18 protein-coding genes and 3 pseudogenes are annotated in these 20,012 nt (G+C 59.0%); 13 read left to right on the forward strand and 8 right to left on the reverse strand.

The window, feature by feature from the left end; all coding sequences use genetic code 11:
• Positions 1–690 precede the first annotated feature (690 nt).
• The 3 genes from NKJ35_RS29955 to NKJ35_RS29965 all read left to right on the forward strand — a co-directional run bounded on the left by NKJ35_RS29955 (position 691) and on the right by NKJ35_RS29965 (position 2,382).
• A complete protein-coding gene (locus NKJ35_RS29955; protein ID WP_352595849.1) occupies positions 691–1,416 on the forward strand; it encodes a Crp/Fnr family transcriptional regulator in 726 nt (241 codons plus the stop codon).
• Positions 1,417–1,662 carry a DUF6894 family protein gene (locus NKJ35_RS29960; RefSeq protein WP_352595852.1) on the forward strand — a complete coding sequence of 82 codons (246 nt, stop codon included), beginning with the start codon at positions 1,417–1,419 and terminating at the stop codon, positions 1,660–1,662.
• Positions 1,663–2,157: 495 nt separating this feature from the next.
• The gene (locus NKJ35_RS29965) at positions 2,158–2,382 is read left to right on the forward strand and encodes a hypothetical protein (RefSeq protein ID WP_352651211.1); all 225 of its coding nucleotides are present in this window, start codon (positions 2,158–2,160) and stop codon (positions 2,380–2,382) included.
• Between the two features lie 780 nt (positions 2,383–3,162).
• Here NKJ35_RS29965 and NKJ35_RS29970 read toward each other — a convergent pair.
• From NKJ35_RS29970 to NKJ35_RS29985, 4 genes and pseudogenes are all read right to left on the reverse strand, one after another.
• Positions 3,163–3,588, reverse strand: a complete 426-nt coding sequence (locus NKJ35_RS29970) for an ATP-dependent DNA ligase (protein ID WP_352651213.1) — start codon at positions 3,586–3,588, stop codon at positions 3,163–3,165.
• A 92-nt stretch (positions 3,589–3,680) separates the two neighbouring features.
• A pseudogene (locus NKJ35_RS29975) lies at positions 3,681–5,193 on the reverse strand (PHP domain-containing protein); the annotation flags it as partial.
• Complete coding sequence (locus NKJ35_RS29980; RefSeq protein WP_352651214.1) at positions 5,190–6,713, reverse strand: DUF6504 family protein; 1,524 nt, start codon at positions 6,711–6,713, stop codon at positions 5,190–5,192. The pseudogene NKJ35_RS29975 and the gene NKJ35_RS29980, both read right to left, overlap by 4 nt.
• Positions 6,625–7,387: pseudogene (locus NKJ35_RS29985) on the reverse strand (ImuA family protein). Before NKJ35_RS29985 ends, NKJ35_RS29980 begins: the two are co-directional and overlap by 89 nt.
• 234 nt (positions 7,388–7,621) lie before the next feature.
• Here NKJ35_RS29985 and NKJ35_RS29990 point away from each other — a divergent pair.
• Positions 7,622–8,101 (forward strand): hypothetical protein, encoded by a 480-nt coding sequence (locus NKJ35_RS29990; protein ID WP_352651216.1) that lies wholly within the window; start codon positions 7,622–7,624, stop codon positions 8,099–8,101.
• 128 nt (positions 8,102–8,229) lie between these two features.
• Here the strand turns inward: NKJ35_RS29990 and NKJ35_RS29995 are convergent, their stop codons facing one another.
• Positions 8,230–8,385: a hypothetical protein gene (locus tag NKJ35_RS29995; protein WP_352651218.1), complete on the reverse strand. Its 156-nt coding sequence runs from the start codon at positions 8,383–8,385 to the stop codon at positions 8,230–8,232.
• 24 nt (positions 8,386–8,409) lie between these two features.
• Between NKJ35_RS29995 and NKJ35_RS30000 the strand changes: the two genes are divergently transcribed.
• The 5 genes from NKJ35_RS30000 (at position 8,410) to NKJ35_RS30020 (ending at position 11,307) form a co-directional block, all read left to right on the forward strand.
• A complete protein-coding gene (locus NKJ35_RS30000; RefSeq protein ID WP_352651219.1) occupies positions 8,410–8,670 on the forward strand; it encodes a hypothetical protein in 261 nt (86 codons plus the stop codon).
• 3 nt (positions 8,671–8,673) lie between these two features.
• Complete coding sequence (locus tag NKJ35_RS30005; RefSeq protein ID WP_352651221.1) at positions 8,674–8,925, forward strand: hypothetical protein; 252 nt, start codon at positions 8,674–8,676, stop codon at positions 8,923–8,925.
• 632 nt (positions 8,926–9,557) lie between these two features.
• Positions 9,558–9,809 carry a hypothetical protein gene (locus tag NKJ35_RS30010; RefSeq protein ID WP_352651232.1) on the forward strand — a complete coding sequence of 84 codons (252 nt, stop codon included), beginning with the start codon at positions 9,558–9,560 and terminating at the stop codon, positions 9,807–9,809.
• 92 nt (positions 9,810–9,901) lie between these two features.
• Positions 9,902–10,117: a helix-turn-helix domain-containing protein gene (locus NKJ35_RS30015; protein WP_352651234.1), complete on the forward strand. Its 216-nt coding sequence runs from the start codon at positions 9,902–9,904 to the stop codon at positions 10,115–10,117.
• Complete coding sequence (locus tag NKJ35_RS30020; protein ID WP_352651223.1) at positions 10,117–11,307, forward strand: tyrosine-type recombinase/integrase; 1,191 nt, start codon at positions 10,117–10,119, stop codon at positions 11,305–11,307. Before NKJ35_RS30015 ends, NKJ35_RS30020 begins: the two co-directional genes overlap by 1 nt.
• Before the next feature lie 519 nt (positions 11,308–11,826).
• Here NKJ35_RS30020 and NKJ35_RS30025 read toward each other — a convergent pair.
• A complete protein-coding gene (locus NKJ35_RS30025) occupies positions 11,827–13,242 on the reverse strand; it encodes a mannose-1-phosphate guanylyltransferase/mannose-6-phosphate isomerase (protein WP_352651225.1) in 1,416 nt (471 codons plus the stop codon).
• A gap of 371 nt (positions 13,243–13,613) precedes the next feature.
• A complete protein-coding gene (locus tag NKJ35_RS30030; RefSeq protein ID WP_352651226.1) occupies positions 13,614–14,603 on the reverse strand; it encodes a nodulation protein NodZ in 990 nt (329 codons plus the stop codon).
• A gap of 797 nt (positions 14,604–15,400) precedes the next feature.
• Here NKJ35_RS30030 and NKJ35_RS30035 point away from each other — a divergent pair.
• Entirely contained in the window at positions 15,401–16,048 is a 648-nt protein-coding gene (locus tag NKJ35_RS30035) for a hypothetical protein (RefSeq protein ID WP_352651227.1), read from the forward strand.
• A 393-nt stretch (positions 16,049–16,441) separates the two neighbouring features.
• Positions 16,442–17,512, forward strand: coding sequence for a GDP-mannose 4,6-dehydratase (gene gmd / locus NKJ35_RS30040; RefSeq protein ID WP_352651229.1), 1,071 nt, complete (start codon positions 16,442–16,444; stop codon positions 17,510–17,512).
• 123 nt (positions 17,513–17,635) lie between these two features.
• Here the strand turns inward: gmd and NKJ35_RS30045 are convergent.
• Positions 17,636–17,914, reverse strand: a pseudogene (locus NKJ35_RS30045) (integrase core domain-containing protein); the annotation flags it as partial.
• Positions 17,915–18,836: 922 nt separating this feature from the next.
• Between NKJ35_RS30045 and NKJ35_RS30050 the strand changes: the two are divergent.
• Positions 18,837–19,109, forward strand: a complete 273-nt coding sequence (locus NKJ35_RS30050) for a hypothetical protein (RefSeq protein ID WP_023680062.1) — start codon at positions 18,837–18,839, stop codon at positions 19,107–19,109.
• Positions 19,110–19,232: 123 nt separating this feature from the next.
• Complete coding sequence (locus tag NKJ35_RS30055; protein WP_352651230.1) at positions 19,233–19,931, forward strand: thermonuclease family protein; 699 nt, start codon at positions 19,233–19,235, stop codon at positions 19,929–19,931.
• The last annotated feature ends 81 nt before the right edge of the window (positions 19,932–20,012 follow it).

Here is a 20,012-nt window from a genome sequence, read left to right on the forward strand (position 1 = left end):
CTTCAACAGCAGCAATCCTTCAAAACAGAAGCGTCATCCGCAAACCGGTGCACCAAATGCCGCGTCAGCGGCTTCGTTCAATCCCTCTTGATTCAATCTGAGCGTCCGGCGCTCTAGTCGTCGGGGCGCTTGAGAATTCTGAAATCGCCCGAACGTGCGCTTGGCTCTGCATAATCCTTTGCTATGAGCCCGCGTTGAAGCAACGCCCGTACTGCCTCAGCACGATTCGGCAGTCTGTTCTCAGACCGCCAAGCGTCCAGGACAGCGAGTTCCTCGGCTTTGAGGATGAACTGCAGACGATATGTTCGTTTGAGGGCATCCACTTTTTCAGCTCTCTCATTGCGTCGGCAAACAGTTTCTGGGTCAGTTCGCTCACCCAGATGACTTCTGTGCCGATGGTATCCGGCAGGTGTTCTGCATCCATTTGTCGAGGAAGTTTATCCCGCGTGTGCTCATATCGCCATAAGCTGGACCAAAGCTTTAAGTTCCAGCAGACGCCGAAACCATCAACGGTCGAACCGGTCGATCCAGACTGAAACTTGTGTACGGATTCGTACTCATGCGGACTTAGCGCCAGATATCATTGCTAGAGACAGGGATTAGGAGGATATTTGGCCATCGCTTGCTGACATCAGGGCGCAAGCGACTGAGAGATGCGCGTGCTCTTGCCCCGATAGGGAGGCGACGAGCATGGCTCAGCTCCAGCAATCAATAATTCGCAATCGTCTGCTGACGTCTTTGTCGCCTGACGACTTTGCACTGGTGCAGCCGCATCTTGAGGCGGTCACATTTGAGTTGCGAGAACATCTGTTCAGAGCCGATCAAACAATCGCGCATGTGACCTTCCCAGAATATGGGATTGCATCAATCGTCGCCGACACCGGGGAAGGACGGTTTGAGGTCGGCATGGTGGGATCGGAGGGTTTGGTGGGTACAGCTTTGGTGCTGGGCGTGGACCGCACGCCGCACTCCTGCATGGTTCAGGCTGCGGGCGAAGCATTCCGCATTGGAGCCGGAGACCTACACGCTGCGATGGACCAGAGCCCCGCGTTGCGCGCGCTCCTTCTGCGCTTCGTGCATACCTTTATCGTTCAAGTCAGCCAGACGGCCTATGCCAATGCCGGCTACTCCATTGAGGAGCGGCTGGCGCGATGGCTGCTCATGACGCATGACCGGCTGGAGCAGGATGACATGCCCCTCACGCATGAGTTCATGAGCATCATGTTGGGTTCGCGTCGGCCCGGCGTCACGATTGCGGTGCAGATGCTGGAGAGCGTCGGCGCGATCAGAGCCACGCGTGGAAACATCACGCTTCGGGATCGCGAGAAGCTGGAACAGATTGCTGGCCAGTCCTACGGCTTCGCCGAGAAGGAATACTCCAACGTGTTCCAATTCCCGATCAAGCGAGAGAGATGAGTGGCGGCCTTGCGCTACTTCCTGAATGTTCGCTATCGCGGTCGGATGATACCTGACGCCGAAGGCGACGAACTGCCAGACGATGAGGCTCTACGCGCCCATGCGCTTGCCAATGCGCGGGACCTCGTCTTCCGCACACGCATGTACACGATCCGCAGCTGGTTCGACTGCAGTTTCGAGGTCACCGACGAGAGCGGCAGAGTGGTCCTCGTAATGCCATTCGACGAGGTGCTTGGGCCAGCTTAGCCGGTCCGAAACGCGACTGTTCGGTATCGTACGAAGCCTTGAAGACCGCAACAATCCCTGCCTAAAATCTTGGCTAAGTACAGGGAGGAATACATGGCCCCACGAGCCCTTCTCTTCCCTGAAGTCTTGCAAAGAGGCATGCCCCAGATCTTCCTCGCCGCGCAAGTGCTTCACGCGGCCGATCAGCCCTGGCTTCACCCATTGCGTCGCCGGCCGCTTCATGCCCTTCGGCGCAAGGACTACGTGTTCCTGGACGCGCTTCCCGACATAGCGCCCTGTGCCGCGTTCGGCCATCAGGGCCCTTGCCAAGGCCATCATTGAAACCGTCGAACGGCTATCTCGATAATTCCGGCCGTTCCTCGCGAAATCCGGTAGCGAGATTTTTTCATACAAGGCCCCACAGCGAACACTCAAAAGGCTCAAAAGGGTCGGCAGCCTTCGCTGTTCTCCCGCTGTTTTCAGTGGCGAGACCTTAATCGGAAGGGAGAAAGGCATATGGGCCTGGTTTTTACTGGCGAAGAGGGAACCACTGAGCGGTTCGAGTTGGTGCTTGAAGCCTTTGATGGAACAGAGCGCGTCCTCGTCGTGACATCGACCGAAGCGATCGAAGACTTCGGCTTGGATGCCGTCCGTGAAATGGCATCTAAAAAGTACGATGCAGGGCAGTTGGACGAGACCGGCCGCATTAGAGTTCTGACTAGCGACCTGCAAGGTAAATAGCCCGCCACCGTGAGGCAGCGTGGCTCGACCGAGCGGCTCACTCGCGAATGAAGCCCACTGAGGTTATTTGTTTTTGAGGAGACGAGCTTCCCGCAAGATCGAGCTGCGATCGAAGCCGACCAGCGACGCTATCTCGCGTATTTGTTGTTCGGCGGCCCCTGACTCCCGCGCAAGATCGCTTACTATTTCGGGTTTCAGGGCGGGGCGCCCTTTTTCTTCTGACATCACACCACATGCCTCGTATTGGGCCAAGAGCGCGATGGTCGCTCCTAAGCGTCAGCGGCCATGTTTTGTTGCTGACGATCTGCTATTGTACGCTTTCGGACAGATTTCTGCCAGCGGGCTAGGAAAGATAGGCCTAGCTCTTATCGTCGAAACCCAGCAGCGAGGCATGGCGTATATATTTGTGCTCGCCGCGGAGGTGCTTGACGCGGAGCTTCACCTCTCCCGGCTTCACCCACTTGGTCGCAGGCGTTTCCTAATAGCCTCGGGCTTGTGGGCGGCATGATCCTGGACGCGCTGCCAGAACCGCTTCTTCATGTCACGGCTGAGCGAGATAAAGGCTGTCCCGACATATTGCCCGGTGCCAGGCTGCGCCAAAAGGGCCATGTCCGGCCTTACCCGGCTCGTTCTCGAGGCCCATCAGCTCATATTCGCTGATGACGAAACTCGTGGTCTTCAGCCAGTCGATGGTCGGGCCGCTTCGATACACGCTGTCGGCGCGCTTGGAGACGATCCCCTCTAGCCCCGTGGTCGGCGAGATAGAAAATCGACTTCGCATCACCGGGTAAGAGCCTCGCTGAACTGGATGCGGCTGTTCGGCTTGATGATGCCGAAGAGCATTTCCCTGCGCGCCTTGCAGCCGATGTCGCGCAGATCGTGGCCGTTCAAATGCAGAATGTCGAAGGCGCCGAGGATCATCGCGTAGGGATCGCTGTGCACGGCCTTCTGCAGCGCGTCGAAGTCGGGCAGCCCGGCGTTGTTGGTGACCACCGCCTCGCCCTCGAAGATCGCGTTTTTGACCTCGAGCTCGCGCGCGGCTTTAACGAGGCCGGTATATTTGTTCGTCCAGTCCGCGCCGCTCTTGGTAAAGGCGCGGATATCGTCGGGACTGTTGATGACGATCTGGGTGCGGTAGCCGTCGAGCTTGATCTCGTGAATCCAGTGTTTATCCTCCGGTGGCTTTGAAACCAGTTTGGGCTCCATCGGCGGAATGAACCCGAGGCGGCCGCCGCCGGTACTTACAATTTTACGCACCTAGTCAATACTAGGTACAAAGCTTATATTAGCCAGAGTGAACGACGATCCTTCATCGCCGCCGGCTCGATCGGCACCAGATCGTCCAGCCTGTCACGAGTCAGCACGAAACCGCCGGGATGCTGCGACAGGTGGCGCGGCGCTCCGATCAATTGCCTGGCCAGATCCAGCGCAAGACGAAGGCGGCGGTCGCCGAGATTGAGGTTCAGCTCCTCGGCATGCCTGGGTTGGACGCCTTCGTCCGACCAGCCCCAGACCTGTGACGACAGCATCTTGATGAGGTCTTCGGGCAGACCCAGAGCCTTGCCGACATCGCGCAAGGCGCCCTTCGAGCGATAACGGATGACGGTCGAGCAAAGTGCTGCGTGCTCACGGCCGTAGGTGTCGAACACCCATTGCATGACGATTTCTCGCCGCTCATGTTCGAAGTCGACATCGATGTCGGGAGGTTCGCGGCGCTCCTCCGAGACGAAGCGTTCGAACAGTAGATCATTGCGGTCGGGATCGATCGAGGTGATGCTAGCAGACGGCGCTGTTGGCAGCCGACCCCCTGCCCTGGCACAGAATGTCCTGGCTGGGGGCAAAGCGAACGATCGAATTCACCGTTAGAAAATACGGCGCGTATTGCAGCTTCTCAATGAGCTGCAATTCATGCTTGAGCGTGGCGATAACCTTGTCGGGCACCCCCTCGGGGAAGCGCTCCGTTGCGCCTTCCCAGGGCAGCTTCTCCAGCGCCTGCTGCGGCGTCAGCTCCGGCAGCATGCGCTCCTCGGGATATTGGTAAGCAAGTTCATCCAGTGAAAACCGGCAGCGCTCGGCGATTTCAAGCGTCCGAGTGAGCGCCTCGGGGTAGCGACCAAAAAGCCGGGCCATTTCCTCAGGCGGTTTCAGGTAACGGTCGGCATGTCGCTCTCGCCGAAACCCTGCATCGTCAATGGTGACATTGTGGCGGATGCAGGTGACGACATCCTGGAGGATGCGATGTGACGGCTCGTGGAACAGCACATCGTTGGTGACGACTGTCGGCACGCCGGCCTGTCCGGCAAGGTTGGATAGATCGTGCAGCCGCAAAGCGTCATTGGGACGGCGGCGCAACGTCAACGCCAGAGTGGCCCGATCATCAAATGCCTCGCACAGTCGCCGCAGCCAGAGCGAGCATGTATCGTCAGCTTGATCGGGAATGAACACGGCAACAAGGCCTTCGCCATACGCGACAAGGTCTGGCCAATGCAGCACGCATTTGGCCTTGCCGCCACGCTTCTTGCCCAGCGACAGCAACCGGCAAAGCCGGGAGTAGGATGCGCGGTCGGTTGGATAAACCAGGATGGAGACTTTTTCAGCTAGATCCAGCCGACACCCGACGATCAGCCTGACACCTGTTGCCTTCGCCGCTTCATGCGCGCGGACAATGCCGGCCAGGCTGTTGCGATCACAGATGGCAAGTGCGGGCATGTCCATGATGGCGGCCTGCGCAAACAATTCCTCGCAGGAGCTGGCGCCGCGCAAAAAGGAAAAATGGGAGGTGCATTGCAGTTCGACGTAACGTGCAGTCATCCGAAGATGCCGTGTAGGAACCAGCGATGCGAGCCGGTCGCTTCATCCTCGCCGTCGCCGGCGCGATAGATCCAGAACCGCTCGCCGGCTTCATCCTCGACCTGGAAGTAGTCGCGCACGGCGGCAAGCTCGGCGTCGCGCTTCCACCACTCGCCGAAAACTCGCTCAGGGCCATCGGCGCGCTTGATCCTTCGACGGATGCCTCTCCAGGTAAAGCTGGCTGGCGGATGATCCGGCAGCAGCGCAATGGCCTCGATCGGTTCCGGCACGGCAAACAAACGGGCCGGGCGCGGCCAATGGTCCGGCCATGCCTCGCCGGTTTCCACCGAGGCCGGAGCCACACGCCGCAACGATCGCTCCGGCGCGTCGCTGGCAACTGGTGCAAACCGGTAGAGCTTCTCCTCGCCGACACGATTGCCGAGTATGTCGATCAGATCCGAGATGTTGGCGTCCCGTTGCTCGATGAGTGACGAGATAGTCTGCTTAGGTGTCAATGGTTCAGCCAAGGGCGCGGACAGCCGCATCAACTCGATGCCGAAGCCCGGATCGACCGTCTCGATCTTGTCGCATAACAAACGCGTCAGTCTCTTCACATCGCGGACCGGCAAGGCCGTGCTGACGCGAATGGCCTCGACGCGGTTGTCGAGGCGGTAGAGCAGCAGGTCGAGCCGCCGCGCGCCGAGCCCCTTGGTCTCCAGTTCGGCACATAGCGCCTGAACAAGCTTGCCAACATAGCGGGCGATCGTCTCGGCCGCACCGATGGGCTCGCCAAAGCCACGCTTGACCTCGACCACATCGGCTGCCCGTACGGGCTCAATCGGTTCGGCAAGGCGCCCGGCAACCTGGTCAAGGCGGCGGCCGAGTTCCGGCCCGAAGCGCAGCGTCAGTGGCGCGCGCGGCTGCTTCAGAAGCTCGCCTACCCGGTCGAACCCCAAAACCCGCAGACCGCTGACGATTGCATCGGGCAAACGCAGTGCCGCGATGGGCAGAGGAAGGATCGCATCGTAGGTTGAATTGACGGCGACCACCCTGACGGTCTGCTTGACGTAGCGCGCAATAGCGTGAGCGGCACCCCAGCTATCGGCTATCGCGGCCCGCGCCGAGAAGCCGACACGGCCGAGGCGTTCGACCATATCGGTCAGCATCAATTGTTCACCGCCATGAAGGTGGTCGGCGCCCGTGGTCTCCAAGACCAATCCATCCGGAGGATCTGTCGCGACGATTGGCGCGTAGCGCCGCAATGCCCATAGCGCTAGCCGCTCCAATGCCTCCGCGTCGGCTTGGGGTGCGGCATCCATGACCGCCAGCCCCTGCACGAGGGCCTGCGCTTTCGTAGCCGGCATTCCGACGCGCAAGCCCGCTTCCACTGCCGCGCGATCGACTGCGGTCACGAGGCGACGATTGCCTTGCCGCCCGACCAGCACCAAGGGCCTATCCGGTGGCGGCGAGACGTCGCCCAATTTCCTTCTGAGCCGATCTGTCGACCAGCTTGGAGGGAAGAGCGAGACGACCCTTTGCATTACAAGCCTCCACTTCGATATCCAGCGTTTCCCCTCCACGAGACCTGATCAGTTCAAGTTGCCATCGCGCCCGGCCAACCCGGCACGGGGAGCGGCCTCGATGGCAAGACAGAAACTCGCCAGCGGCTGACCGAAGCCGTCGGCTGCCCGAAATCGGCAGCTTCAGTCTGGCGGCGCCAGCGACGGATGGCGATCCCCATGGCGCCCGAGCCTTCAGCTGCAAGCTGCAAGCGGCGCGAGCCCGTCATCGACGGCCGGGCAACCTCGGCAACCACAGCCCCAAGCCCGACATGCCTCAAACCTTCCTCGAAGCAGGCGAGCAGGGATTTATCGTCACCGGCTTCGACGTAGATCACGCGGTCCGGGTGAAGTCCGACCTCGGCGATTGCCGGCGCGAAGAGATCTTGACGCGTCACACACCACAGCACCTTGCCCTGCGCCCTGGCCGCAATTCCTGCAGCAAAAAGCGATTCAGCAGCGCCATCGATGGCACCATTGCCGCCGCCGGCAACCTCATGGAGAGCACCAAGCGCCACGCCGCCCCCGGGCAGATGGTTGTCGATGGCCGCGACACCGAACGGGAGCACCGCACGCGCGCGCGTGTTCCCGCCTTCGAGATGCGCAATGCGATCCCGGAGATCGGAAATGGCAGCGATTGGCGTCGATGCACTCATTTGTTTCCTGAACGCGAAATGCTGACGAATGTTCCTCATTTGTTCTCTTCCTAATAAAGAGTCAATGGTATGGCGGGGTGGCGCTGCGGAAGAAATTCCAAAGGCTTTCCGGAAGACGACAAGCCAACCGAGGATGAGGACCAGGCTGCTTCGGTTTGGATGGAAGCCGACGAGGCTGCGACGGCGGCATGTTGTGCGGGCTGGCCGGAAGACAGAGTTCCGCGCCATCAGATCGTGGAACTGATCGACGTTCCCCAAACGAGATTGCAAGCTGAGGCGCTTCCGGACACGTGGCCGGCGCGCAAGCAGCTCTATCCTGATGTTGTCACCCGGTTGGAGACCACGACCGGGCCGGACCGCCAGATCGATTTCGATATTGCCTTCGTTCTTGGTTGGGTGCCTGAGCGACCGACGCTGGATCGGGTTGAGCCGCTTTCGGAAGATGGCGACCGTATCCCCTTCTTCACCAGCGATCTCGCCCAGGTTGGGGAAATGGCTCGCAAGGCGCTTAAGGACTGGACGATTGAGATTGACCTGGATCCCTATGATGCCCACGTTTTCGACCCTGCCGCCGCCGATGACGGTGAATTGCGCATGGCGGCGTGGCGCGATTTCGATGGTTCCTTGCTGATGGAGAAGCCGCCCGCAAATCCTGCAATCGCACTGACCCTAGCAATGATGCGCGGCCAGTCGATGCATTTCGAAGAGTGCTGAACGGGATAACACGGGTTGCCATCGTCTATCTATCTGCTCGGCCCCCTTCGGGTCGCACGGCCAGATGGCCGAATTGCTGACGAGGCCACACCGCATCTGAGGAGAGAGACCATGTCAGAAAAACCACCTTATATGCCGACGGGCATTGGAATGGGCATGATGAGCGACGACGAGACCAAGGTCGGCGTTCTGATATTCGAAACGGCGGAAGGTAATTCGACTTCGCCGTTAATCTCCAGGCGGTCGATGTCCTCACCAAGGTAATCAATAAGATCGAGATGCATCTCCGCTCCGGCAGGACGCACTGAGTGTCCGACGATGTGTCAGATCAGAAAAAGCCGAAGCTGATCCTTGTCGTGGCGTTCGACCGCGGCGAGGATGGCGAACTGTTCACAGCATACGGCCAGACCGACCAGCAGAGCGAGGACCGCGCGATCCGTACAGCAAAGGCGCTGGCTTCAAACCACGTCGGTGTCATAGCATGGAGTCGCGACGCCAACGCGGCGCTTGGCGACTATGGACCGCCGACAGTGCTGTTCACCAACGGCGACGTGCCGGACATGGAGTGAAGAATGATAAATCCGCCCAGGCACCTGGACGACCATGATTACGCAGACCGCGCGCTAGACTGTCAGGAGGCCATGGAGCCCGGCTTTCAGGCAGTCATTGATAGCATGTTGGAGGTAGGCTGGACCCGGGGTGAGACACTGCGGGCGCTAAAGCGACTCATTGCAGCCGACAACATGACGCAGAAAGAGAATGCCAAGACTGAAGTCGAACTCGCTATTGCGCGTGCCATGGTACGCGCCGGAAAGCCGCTCTAGGCGGTCAACTCCGAAGCGATTGCTTCGGTAACTGGTGACACTGACGGAGACGGTTGCTGACAGGACGATACGGTCGGCGCCGGCGACTGCCGGCGCTCAACGGAAAAACGGCGTATAAACCGCAGTTCTGCGCGCGTCCGCAACAGCGGATATTGTCGCGCGTAGGACGGAGGAAATTCGCCCCCGTCGCGGGCGGTGAACAGGACAGCCGTAGGAGCGTCAGCATGGCGCCGGCCGCAGGACGGGACGCGGGACCGACTGTCCCCGCCCACGGCGGTCCGTATGCTATGCAAGATAGCCAACTGCTCGTCGCTGGCTAAGCGACAATGGCGAATGCAATCCCAAAACGAAGATCAGCGGTCGATGCGCCTGAGCGAAGCCTCGTTCGCGAGCGGTGGGCAAGCATTCTGACGTCAACCGTTCCGATTTGCACGCCATTGCCGCCGTTTTCCAAACCCTACGTGGGGGACATCTTCCTAACAGCGATGTGCATTCGTAAGAAAAGGTCGCATTCCAAATTGGCGCGGCGCGGGATGTCTGGCTTGGTGGATCCGCGGACGAACGGTGTGACCAGCGTAACCGACTCGCCAGACTTCACCCCACTGCCGGTTGTACTTTTCGGGTTGACGGCTGTGAAGGCTGACGCGATTTCTTATCCTCCACGTGGTCTCTCTCGCGAGGAAGCAGCGCGCTACGTTGGCGTTGGACCGACGCTATTTGACGAGATGGTCGGCGATGGCCGCATGCCGAAGCCTAAGCTCGTCAACAGTCGCACTATCTGGGATCGTGTCACCCTCGATATCTCCTTTTCGTCTTTGCCTGACAAAGAGAGTGGTCTCCGGGTGCTTTTGGAACGAAGCGGAAAAAGTGCTAGGCGTAAATGATTACGCAGATTGCGTATACGCTGTCGACGTAGTATGATTTCCATGTGAGCAAACGGGTTGACGTCAATGATAAAGACGAGCTCTCGCGAGATGTGAAAGCTTGGCGGGCAAGAGAAGGATTCACGGCAGAAAGCGCAGCGAAATTGTTGGGCATCCCGAAGCGCACATACGAGGGCATAGAGCAAGGTCGAGGTTTCCCCTACCCGTTGCTCCTTCGGATCGCTATGGAGAGCAAAAGCCCTTCGCCTCCGGCGACGATCGAGGTGCCCCGGCGCTTGGAACAGCAGAAGGCTGGAAGGAGGGCTTAATGGGCCGGCCATTCAAGGATGACAAATATCCCGGAGTCTCGTCGCGCCTAAAAAGCGGTAAGCTCGTCTATCGTTACCGCGGCAAGGGAATACCCGAAATTCGGCTTCCAGGCCGGCCAGGTGATCCAGAATTCGAGGCCGCCTATGAACGGGCAACTCAAGGCCAAGGTCAAAAGGGCGTCATCATCGACTTGCCTGGACGGGCGTTGCCGAAGACTTTCGGTCATGCTGCCCGCCGGCTTGAATCGACGATGGAATGGCTGGACTTCGACCAAGCCACCCAGCACAAGAATGCTCGGCTTATTGAACGCTTCCTTGAGATGAAGGTCGATCCCGCCTATCCGCTCACCTGGCGCGACACGCCGGTCGAGCATCTCGATGCCGACCGTCTGCGTGCGATTATCGAAGGCGTGTTTGGCACCAGACGGACAGTCGCAAAGCATCTGCTGGTAGCGATCAAAAAGCTCCTTTGGGTGGCGCTTGACGTTGAGAAGTGGATCAAGCCGCAGGACGATCCTTCGCTGTCAATTCGCGTTCGCATTCCCAAATCGACGGCCAATCCTGGGTGGCCGATGGCCATTCGTGAAAAGTTCGAGTCGCGCCATGCAGTCGGCTCGGCGGCGCGCACCTGCTACGCCCTCGGCTTCTGGCTCGGGAATAGACGCGGCGACATCGCCGCACTGGAATGGGAAGATCTGGTCAGCGAGGAAATCGAACTGTTCGATGGCTCGCTGGTTTTGATCGAGGCCTTCGAGTTTCGGCAGAAAAAGAACCGAAACCGCCACGGCGGCAGGGAAGTGTTTATCCCCATCGTGGACAAGCTGGCGCAGGCTCTGGAGCCGCTAGACCGTTCGAAAGGTGGACCGGTATTGAGGAACGCCTATGGGCGTCCGTTTGCGGAAAAAAGCCTCACCGGCATGATGGCGCACTGGAACAGGCAGGCCGGCATTCCGGAGGGCTACACCCTGCATGGGCTCCGGCGTACCTTCGGCACGTATCTCGCCGAATGCAACATCCAGGCACGCGCCATTATGGAAGCCATGGGACATTCCTCGATGACGGTGACGGACGCGTACGTACGGGAGGCGAACAAGAAGCGGATGGCCGTCGATATCGCCCGCGCGATCAACGAGCGGGAGGCGAAACGCGACGCCATGAAGCAACGGATGCCGCTGCGCGTCATCAAATGAATGGTTTCAATCGGACCGGTGCAGGGCGGCTTATCGGCCGCCCTTTTTTGTTGGGCCCATAATGGGCCCAAAACGTTTTGGGCCGAGGCCACTTTTTCGAAATGAAATCAAACATTTTGGTGGGCCCGGAGGGTGCTTGGAAAGTCAGAAATATCAAAGGCTTATTCGACAGTGGGACTGTGTTGCGTTACTATGCTTTCCAATGTTTTCCGGTTAATTTGTCCCACCTTCTGATGCCGATTGCGTTCATTCGCGACGAACAAGTGACATCCGCATAGCTCAAGAGTTTCGGGGCCTGAACAGGAATGATGCACAATTTCGAGACGTTCGAATTGGCGATTGGCATTGCAGTTTCATCCTAGACCAAGACTAGTTCTGCCAAGTTAGCGTCACCGCCTCCCGTTGCACCCGCTGCCAATCTGCCTCGGACATTAAGCGTCGTTCCTGAATGAGCGCTCGGCCTTCCTAGTGGCAATTAGCCAGCGACACGTGACCGTTCTCGTCATGCGCAGGTGAAATTCACGTCCGACCATAAACGTCGTCGAAGCGCACGATATCAGCCTCGCCGAGATAGTCGCCGCTCTGCACTTCAATGATCACAAGGTCGATTCTGCCAGGGTTTTCCAGCCGATGCTTATGGCCGCAAGGGATGTAGGTCGACTCGTTGGTCGCCAGGAACAGCTCCCGGTCGCCGTTGACTATTTTCGCAGACCCGCTGACCACCACCCAGTGCTCGGAGCGATGGTAGTGCATTTGCAGGCTCAAACGTCTACCGGGCTTCACCTCGATGCGTTTGATTTTGAAGCGCTCGCCTTCCTCCAGAACCGTATAGGTACCCCACGGCCGGTGTACGGTGCTAGGGACCAGATGAGCTTCATGTCCGGAAGCCTTGAGGCCCTCGAACAGCTTCTTGACGTCCTGAACGCGGTCGCGGGATGCGACGAGCAAAGCATCCGGGGAATCCACGATCACCAGATCGCTGACGCCGACCGTTCCGATGACGCGCTTGTCGGAGCTCACGTAGCTGCCGGTCGTGTCGACCATGTGAACATCGCCGCGGATCCTGTTCCCGCTTTCGTCCGGGGCGATCAAATCGGCCATTGCGTTCCAGGATCCAATGTCGTTCCAACCCATGTCGCAGGGAACCACGGCAAGTTTATTCGTCTTCTCCATGACAGCGTGGTCGAGCGAGATTCGCGGCGCGGAGCCGAAATGCTCAGGCGCGAGTTCGATTTTGGCAAAGCCTTCGCCTTGACTGAACCGGCCGTTCTCGTAGCTGTCGGAGACGGCCTGGATCACCGCGGGGCAATGCGATGCCATCTCGTCGAGCATGGTTTCTGCGCTAAAGCAGAAAATGCCGGCATTCCAGAAGAAGCGCTTGGACGCGACATAGGCTTTGGCTGTGTCCAGATCCGGTTTTTCAACGAAACGGACGACTTTCTCACCATCCGCTTCGATATAGCCGAATGCCGTGTCCGGTCTGGTTGGGGTGATGCCCAATGTGGCGATCCGCCCGAGCTTCGCATGTTCGATGGCCCGGCCCATGACGTCTAAAAATGCAGGCAGGTTTCCAACCATGTGATCGGCCGGAAAGACGCATAGAATTGCGTCAGTGCCTTGTGTTGCCCGGGCATGGATGGCGGCTGCCGCCACGGCGGCGGCCGTATCGCGGCCTTCAGGCTCGAGCAGAAAGGTGCGTGGCAGGACCACGGAATCCAGTTCGTCAAAGTCGTCCTTCGTAACGAAGAGGTGTTCCCCGGATATCACACCGACGAGTTCCACTACGCCCTCTATCGAAGCGGCGCGCAGCACAGTGTGCTGAATGAGAGAATGTCCATCTGCTACTTTGAGGAAAGGTTTGGGGTGCGATTGCCTCGAAGCGGGCCATAGCCGCGATCCGGCTCCACCGCTGATGATGACTGGAACCACTTTCATTAAACAACCTCGATTTCGTCTCTGGACGTCATTGCCCGCGCCCTTAGCGTCAGCGTCACGACCGCCGTCGCTCTGGGATGGTCTTGCGGCGCTCCGAGTAACAGCGAAGTTCTGGCGCGTTGCCGGACGGCCGCAGATGAATGATCTCGTCATTCTGTATTCGTGCCCTAAGGCCGTCGGTTTTCATCGACGTCGGCAACAGTCCCGAATGGAGCCAAGAACTGCTGCAGTGTGTCCGGATCCTCGAGCCTGCGGATCAAGCTGAGCAGCTGCGGGACATTTAGCGTATGCCATGGCCCGCCTCTCGTGGACTGCGGTCGATGTCTCTATGCCTGTTCGTTGCATCTGCCGAATTGTCCAGGTAGCGGGTCCTAACCAAGATGAGAGATTCTTTGGCTGCCTTCTATCAAAATCAAACGACTTGGGTCCTTCAGATTGAACTCAATTACCCGCGGTACGAAAAGGCGTGCATATCGTGTAAAGGCGCTCGTCGGAGGAAACCGAATTACGGTATCGCAGCGCCCGAGAAGATACATCTCAACGAGGGCGGAAATTCCGCCGTCAATCCCGAGTGCTGCAGTGTGCAAGGGGCCATCTTGATCGGATCGGAAACGCTTGGGGACGGTGAGAAGATCGGGAAACCTGGCCGACAGGTGATCCAGGATCTGCGCGCTGTCCGTGCACAAGAACAGCCGCACAGGCTTGGGGTGCGGTAACGCTTTAGCCTTATCAACCGCAGTGCACACTTGTCGAACGGCGAACTCCGGATCGGCCCAGTAGGGCGCATGGTCCATGATGTCTTCACCGTTACCATGTCGAACATGAACCCCGATGATGCTGTGCCCCTCAAAACATTCTTGGTAAATGGCATCTATGCGTGTTTGAATTTCAGACCGAGGCTTGACACTCTGGAAGACCTGCCGCTCGGCATCCTCATCGCAGCGCCACATCAAACAAGCGTCACACACTACTGTGTTCGCTTCGACATCGTGTTCGGCCTGAAAGAGCTCGCCCAACTCGTCGCGCTCTTGGAAAATCTGCTCATCTGGGCGGTAAAGGCAGTCGATCGCTGGCCTATTCCACCACTCCGGGAAGAATGGACCCGGGAAGGAAAAGTCGTTGATCCGGTCGTCGCAAATAGCCGGTACGCCAGCGATGTCATTGATCGGTTGGAAGAACACCGGAAAGGCATTTGTGAAGGGTTGGTCGAGATAGCAGGACCCGCGCCAGTCGACGGCTAGCGTTCGTCCCGACCGCTGAGCGTAGCGCCAAGCGGCCGCCAGCGACCACAGACAATCACCGAACCCCGTACGCCTCTGAGAGACGACGAACCGGCGCTTTACCAGTCCACTGACCTGCATTTTCGGAAATCTCGTTTCAGAGACGAGGTTGCATCTGACTTGGGATCTCTTAATCGATACTAGTCGACCGTTACGCCGGGCGATTTGGTAGAGGCTGCGCCGTGGGGCAGAGAGCTCCCTTAGCACTGCCTATCCTTATCTCTGTGACGCTCGCAAATCTTGACGCCGGTACACTCGCTTCCGGTTTAAATTCAGCGTTCTCTAATGCGCCCGGCGACATGTGTAAAATTGATTGCGTGGATGTGGCCCATCCATGTGTTGGATACTAAGGCGTTCCTTGACGATGAGGCTCTGCTAACGTGGGGCCGCGCCTTGCTAAGCGAAACAGCCGGTCGAGGCAGTCCACAAAGTCCCTTTTTCAAGTCCAATTCTTGACTGCCTCAACGTAACATGGCATTTGCGGGGCGTTTCCTGAAGGACGGATGTGCAGGACCCGCCAGCCGTCGAATGTCAGGCGCAGGCCATCCACGTCATTTATGGCCATCATGGCCTCCGGTCCCATCGAAAGATGCGACACGGGGCCCTCTGACGCTTTCAAGTGCGCCAACATGGCGCAACTCCTGCCGGATAGCTTTCGATCCGGCAGGACTGAGCGACTGGCACGCGATGCTGTGCGACGACGGCCGAGAGAGGAATTTTGGCGTCTGCAACCATGTGGAGGATCGTTCCGACGGTTCTGCTGGTTCTGGGTGTCGGAGCCGACGCCTGTGCGAACCCGCTTTCGTCCGTTTTCGAAAGGCCCTTGAGGTTCATGACCCTGTTGTTCGCCGAGATCACCCGCCAGAGCAGCGATCCAGGTGAAGATCGGCACGCTTGTCGATGCGGCGATCATCGCCTCGGCCAACGAAGACGATGAAGAGGGCGAGGGTCAAGCACAAGGGCCGACCAGCGTTTCATTGCTTCAAAGCCCATTTCGGTGCCTACGCCGATACGGCCCTTGTCGAGGAGGTCGCCGTCACGGCGCCCACACCGAGGACGGCAACGCCGTTCCTGATGCTCTGCCCGACAATCCCGGCGAAGGGTTTGCCGACAGCGCCTACCGAGGCAATCATCTCGGCGACGCGGTGCGCGCCAAGGGTGGAAGGCCGCGCATCATCGCAACCGCTATGTGGGGGCGCGACGAGGCCGAAAGCTCGACGCCTGGAACCAACCGATCCACAGAATTTGTAGTCGGATCGAGAAGATCTTCGGTACCTGGAAACGAAGCTACGACCTTCGCCGGATGCGATGGCGAGGGCTGGCAAAGGAAGCCGTTCAAATCCGCCGCACTGCGAATCGCCTACAGTATGAAACACAGGTTGATGGTCGCTTCGTCCCCCATCGTTGAAGCCCAGCGACCGTTTTCCGGCTCGCCGCCCGAAATTCATGGAGGTCAATGCGTAATGCCCTACCCGCGCTTTTCGCCGCCGTCTCAGATGTGCGGTTCGCCCGAAGCCGCCCACTGACACGAACTTTGTCTTCGCGCGGAGCGATCACCCACGGTTGTGCCGCCGATGGTGCCGCGCTGCCCTGTCAAACAATCCATTTTATGGATGCACCTCATCCAAACAATCGATTTCACTGATCAAAACAATTTCCATTAGAAGACGCTGAAGCAGGCAAAGATTACCTGGTTAGCGCAAAGCAGCCCGCATCTGCGACTTAGGCAGGTTAGCGGCGAGACTCTGTTTGCTATGCCTCGAAGCAGGAGCAGGTGTGCTCGCTGGCTGACACTGTCAATGACGAGCTCCGCACCGCATCTGTCGAAATCCTACCATAGGGTATGGGGCGGGCCGCAGTTTGCTGGCGGTGTGGCGAGCCCAGATTCGAAACTTCAACTATAATAGAGCAGGAAGAAAATGGGCGAGAACAGGAAAGTTGCTCTGGTTACGGGCATAACGGGACAGGATGGTGCCTATCTTACCCGTCTTCTGCTGGAAAAAGGCTACATCGTTCATGGGATTAAGCGACGTTCCTCTTCCTTCAACACGGGTCGCATCGAAGACATCTACCAAGACCCGCACGATCCCGATCCGCGCCTAATTTTGCATTACGGTGACCTCACTGATGCGACTAATCTCATCCGAGTAGTTCAGGAATCCCAGCCAGACGAGATTTACAACTTGGCCGCTCAGAGCCATGTCCAGGTGTCGTTCGAAACGCCGGAATACACAGCAAACGCCGACGGTATCGGAACATTGCGACTTCTTGAGGCGATCCGCCTCCTCGGTCTGAAGGACAAGACCCGCTTCTATCAGGCCTCGACTTCAGAGCTCTACGGCCTCGTGCAATCCGTACCGCAGAACGAAACAACGCCCTTTTATCCGCGCAGCCCTTACGCCGCCGCCAAGCTCTACGCATACTGGATCGTGGTCAACTATCGCGAGGGCTATGGTATCCACGCTTCCAACGGCATTCTCTTTAATCATGAAAGCCCACTGCGGGGCGAAACTTTTGTAACGCGCAAGATCACCCGCGCCGCCGCTGCTATCTACCTCGGCAAGCAGGACAAGCTTTATCTCGGCAATCTCGATGCTCAACGCGATTGGGGCCATGCGCGTGAGTACGTGCGTGGTATGTGGATGATGATGCAGCAGGACCAACCGGATGATTACGTGCTGGCGACGGGCAAGACGACCCCTGTCCGCCAATTCGTCGAATGGGTTTTCGAAGATGTCGGCGTCGAGCTCGAATGGCGTGGTGAGGGAGTCGGCGAAAAGGGCTATGATGTCGAGACCGGCAGATGCCTAGTCCAGGTAGACCCACGCTACTTCCGCCCCACGGAAGTCGATCTTCTCCTGGGCGACGCCACCAAGGCGAAGGAGAAGCTCGGCTGGGTGCATGAAACATCCGTGCGCGAGCTTGCCGCGGAAATGGTGCGGGAAGACCTCAAGGTCATGCAGACATCGGTAATAATGAAGGAAGCATAGTGTACGATATGAAGGGAAAAGCCGTGGGGTCGCGGGCCACAAGCATGGTGGGCAGCGCTGTTGTACGCCGCCTCGCGTCTGAAGACTGCAAAGTTATGGCCGCCCTGACGTTTCCCCCAAATTTTATCCAGTCGTGAGTTCGTTTCCGGGGGTGGATTTGCCCTGATGGGCGGTGGACGCGACGGGTGCTGGCGCGGAGCGTTTCACGTTGCGCAGCGCGAGCGACCGTCGCGGGTTGAAGGTCGATGCAAATTCGTTGGGTGTCTGCCATCCGATGTGCGAGTGCGGACGCGCGCCGTTGTAATCGGCGCGCCATACATTGAGCCTCGCGCGGGCCTGGGCCAGGGACGTGAACCGCGTCTCGTTGAGGAGTTCATCGCGAAGGCGGCCGTTGAAGCTCTCCCGTTAGGGTCCTAGCCAACCTCTGACTGTGAACTCGCGGAAGCGATTTACGGCAAGCGCCCACAGCAGCTCGTCCACGGCGTTCGTACATGAAGTTTGGAAACTTATAATATTGGTACACACCTCCATGGCCGAACATTATCTCCAATATCTCAGCGATTACCGGATAGCTATCTGCCTTCACCTACCTCGGCCTAGTGCAGAATCTTGGCCGAATGAACTCGGCGCTCTTGCTGCACACCAATGGTCCGTCCCGCGCGAAGTGCGATCATACCGCCGCAGCTTACCTTCAAATCCGGCACTGGCGAGGATCTAGATCCAAGCCGACGGCACCGGGGATCAAATAAAAAGCCGCCGACCGAAGCCAGCGGGCTTGATTGGGATGGCCCGCGCGGACGGTCAAGGCTGCGCCGGCCGAGCATGGCGGAGGGACCACCTTGGTCAACGCACGGCCCGATGACGGCGTGCCGATGTACCACAATATGCGGCGAGATAGAGCCTTCCGGCGTCGCGGAAAAAAGCCCGCCGGTTTTGAGCCAGCGGGCAAGTTCTGGAGTGGCTGAGATCAACTCAGCATCCAGTCAACGACCGGCGGAAGGGTTGGTTGCAGTGGATGCCAGCTAGCCGCAGCATGCTGTGAATCGTAGCAAAGTGAAAAACAAAACTCTGGACTTCTAGGTCGGACTCGCCCCAATATTTGTTTGGGGGGATTCACATGAAAATTGGAGCACTCATCGCAAGTGCAGCCCTGTGCGTCAGCGGCTGCTCTACGAGCACTGTCGTGTCGGACAGCGATCTCACGGCAATGAATACCGTTACGCTATGTCACGTTCTCGCCAGCAGCACGGACGAACAGTATCGTACTCGGGTAGCGTCCCTTCTAGTGCGCAGGGGCGCAACAGCAGAGAAGTGCACCAGGCTTGTGCAAACCGACAATGCTGTCGCGACAGGCATAGCGATCGCGGCTGTCGGCGGCGCAGCTGTGGGTGTCGCTGCCAACAACGGCTATGGAGGCGGAACGTATTACCGGCCACCGCCACCACAAACCTATGGCGTCGCGTGGGACCAATTCTATGGCCAGAACTACAGCGTTATCTGGCGCTGCCGCGACCGGTCCACCGGTCGGTTCCTTGACGATTACTATTGCGCCGGCCTGCCCATGGTCGACAGCGCATGGCCGGGCTGGTCGGCGTAGCGGATGAGCAGGCCATACCGCAAATTTCGATCCAGTCGGTGGCAGAGACCCACCGGTGCCAAGCTGTGGCGGCGCCAACTTGCGAGCGTGCCGGCAATGCTCGGTCTTACGGCAGCAGCGGCAGTGGCCGCCTTCCTGGCGCCGTCGGGCGCACAACGTAGCGACGATGCATCAAATGCCAGCCCACGAAGGGCGGCGCCCGCCTCGCTTACCGGTGTCGCTTCCGTCATTGACGGCGATACGATCGAAATCCACGGCCAGCGCGTCCGCTTCAACGGCATCGACGCGCCAGAGAGCCGGCAGCTGTGCCGCGATGCGAATGGCGCCGAGTATCCTTGCGGCCGGCGATCGGCCGAAGCGCTGGACACTTTCCTGGCCGCGTCGAGGCCGCTCGAATGCACATTCGTGACGTGGGACCGCTACCACCGCTTTGTCGGCGATTGTCGGCGCGCTGACGGCGCGGGCGTAGCCGCCTGGATGGTCGAGCACGGCCAGGCGCTGGATTGGCCTCGCTACAGCCAGGGCACCTATGCGGGGCAGCAGGCGCAAGCCCAAGCCTCAAAGATCGGCCTGTGGGCCGGGACGTTTCAGGCACCCTGGGAATGGCGCGCTGCGCACGCCGACGGCACGGCGCCGTCGAGTCGCCCGCTGGGCATCATCAGCCGTAAGCTGGTCGCGCAGAGCGGCTATTCTTGCGAGCCGCGGAGAACGTGCAAGCAGATCGGTTCCTGCGACGAAGCCAATTGGTACCTGCAAAACTGCTCATGGGGCGGAAAACTCGATCGCGACAAGGATGGGATCCCATGCGAAACACTCTGCTAGTCACCTGGAACCAAAGTAAGCTTCATTTTGTTTAACTTCTGTCACAAGAGCAGGAGTTTGATCGATGGTTGGCAGGCAGGC

It is taken from the genome of Mesorhizobium sp. M0136, from assembly GCF_040322515.1.
In the GTDB taxonomy this organism is placed as follows: Bacteria; Pseudomonadota; Alphaproteobacteria; order Rhizobiales; family Rhizobiaceae; genus Mesorhizobium.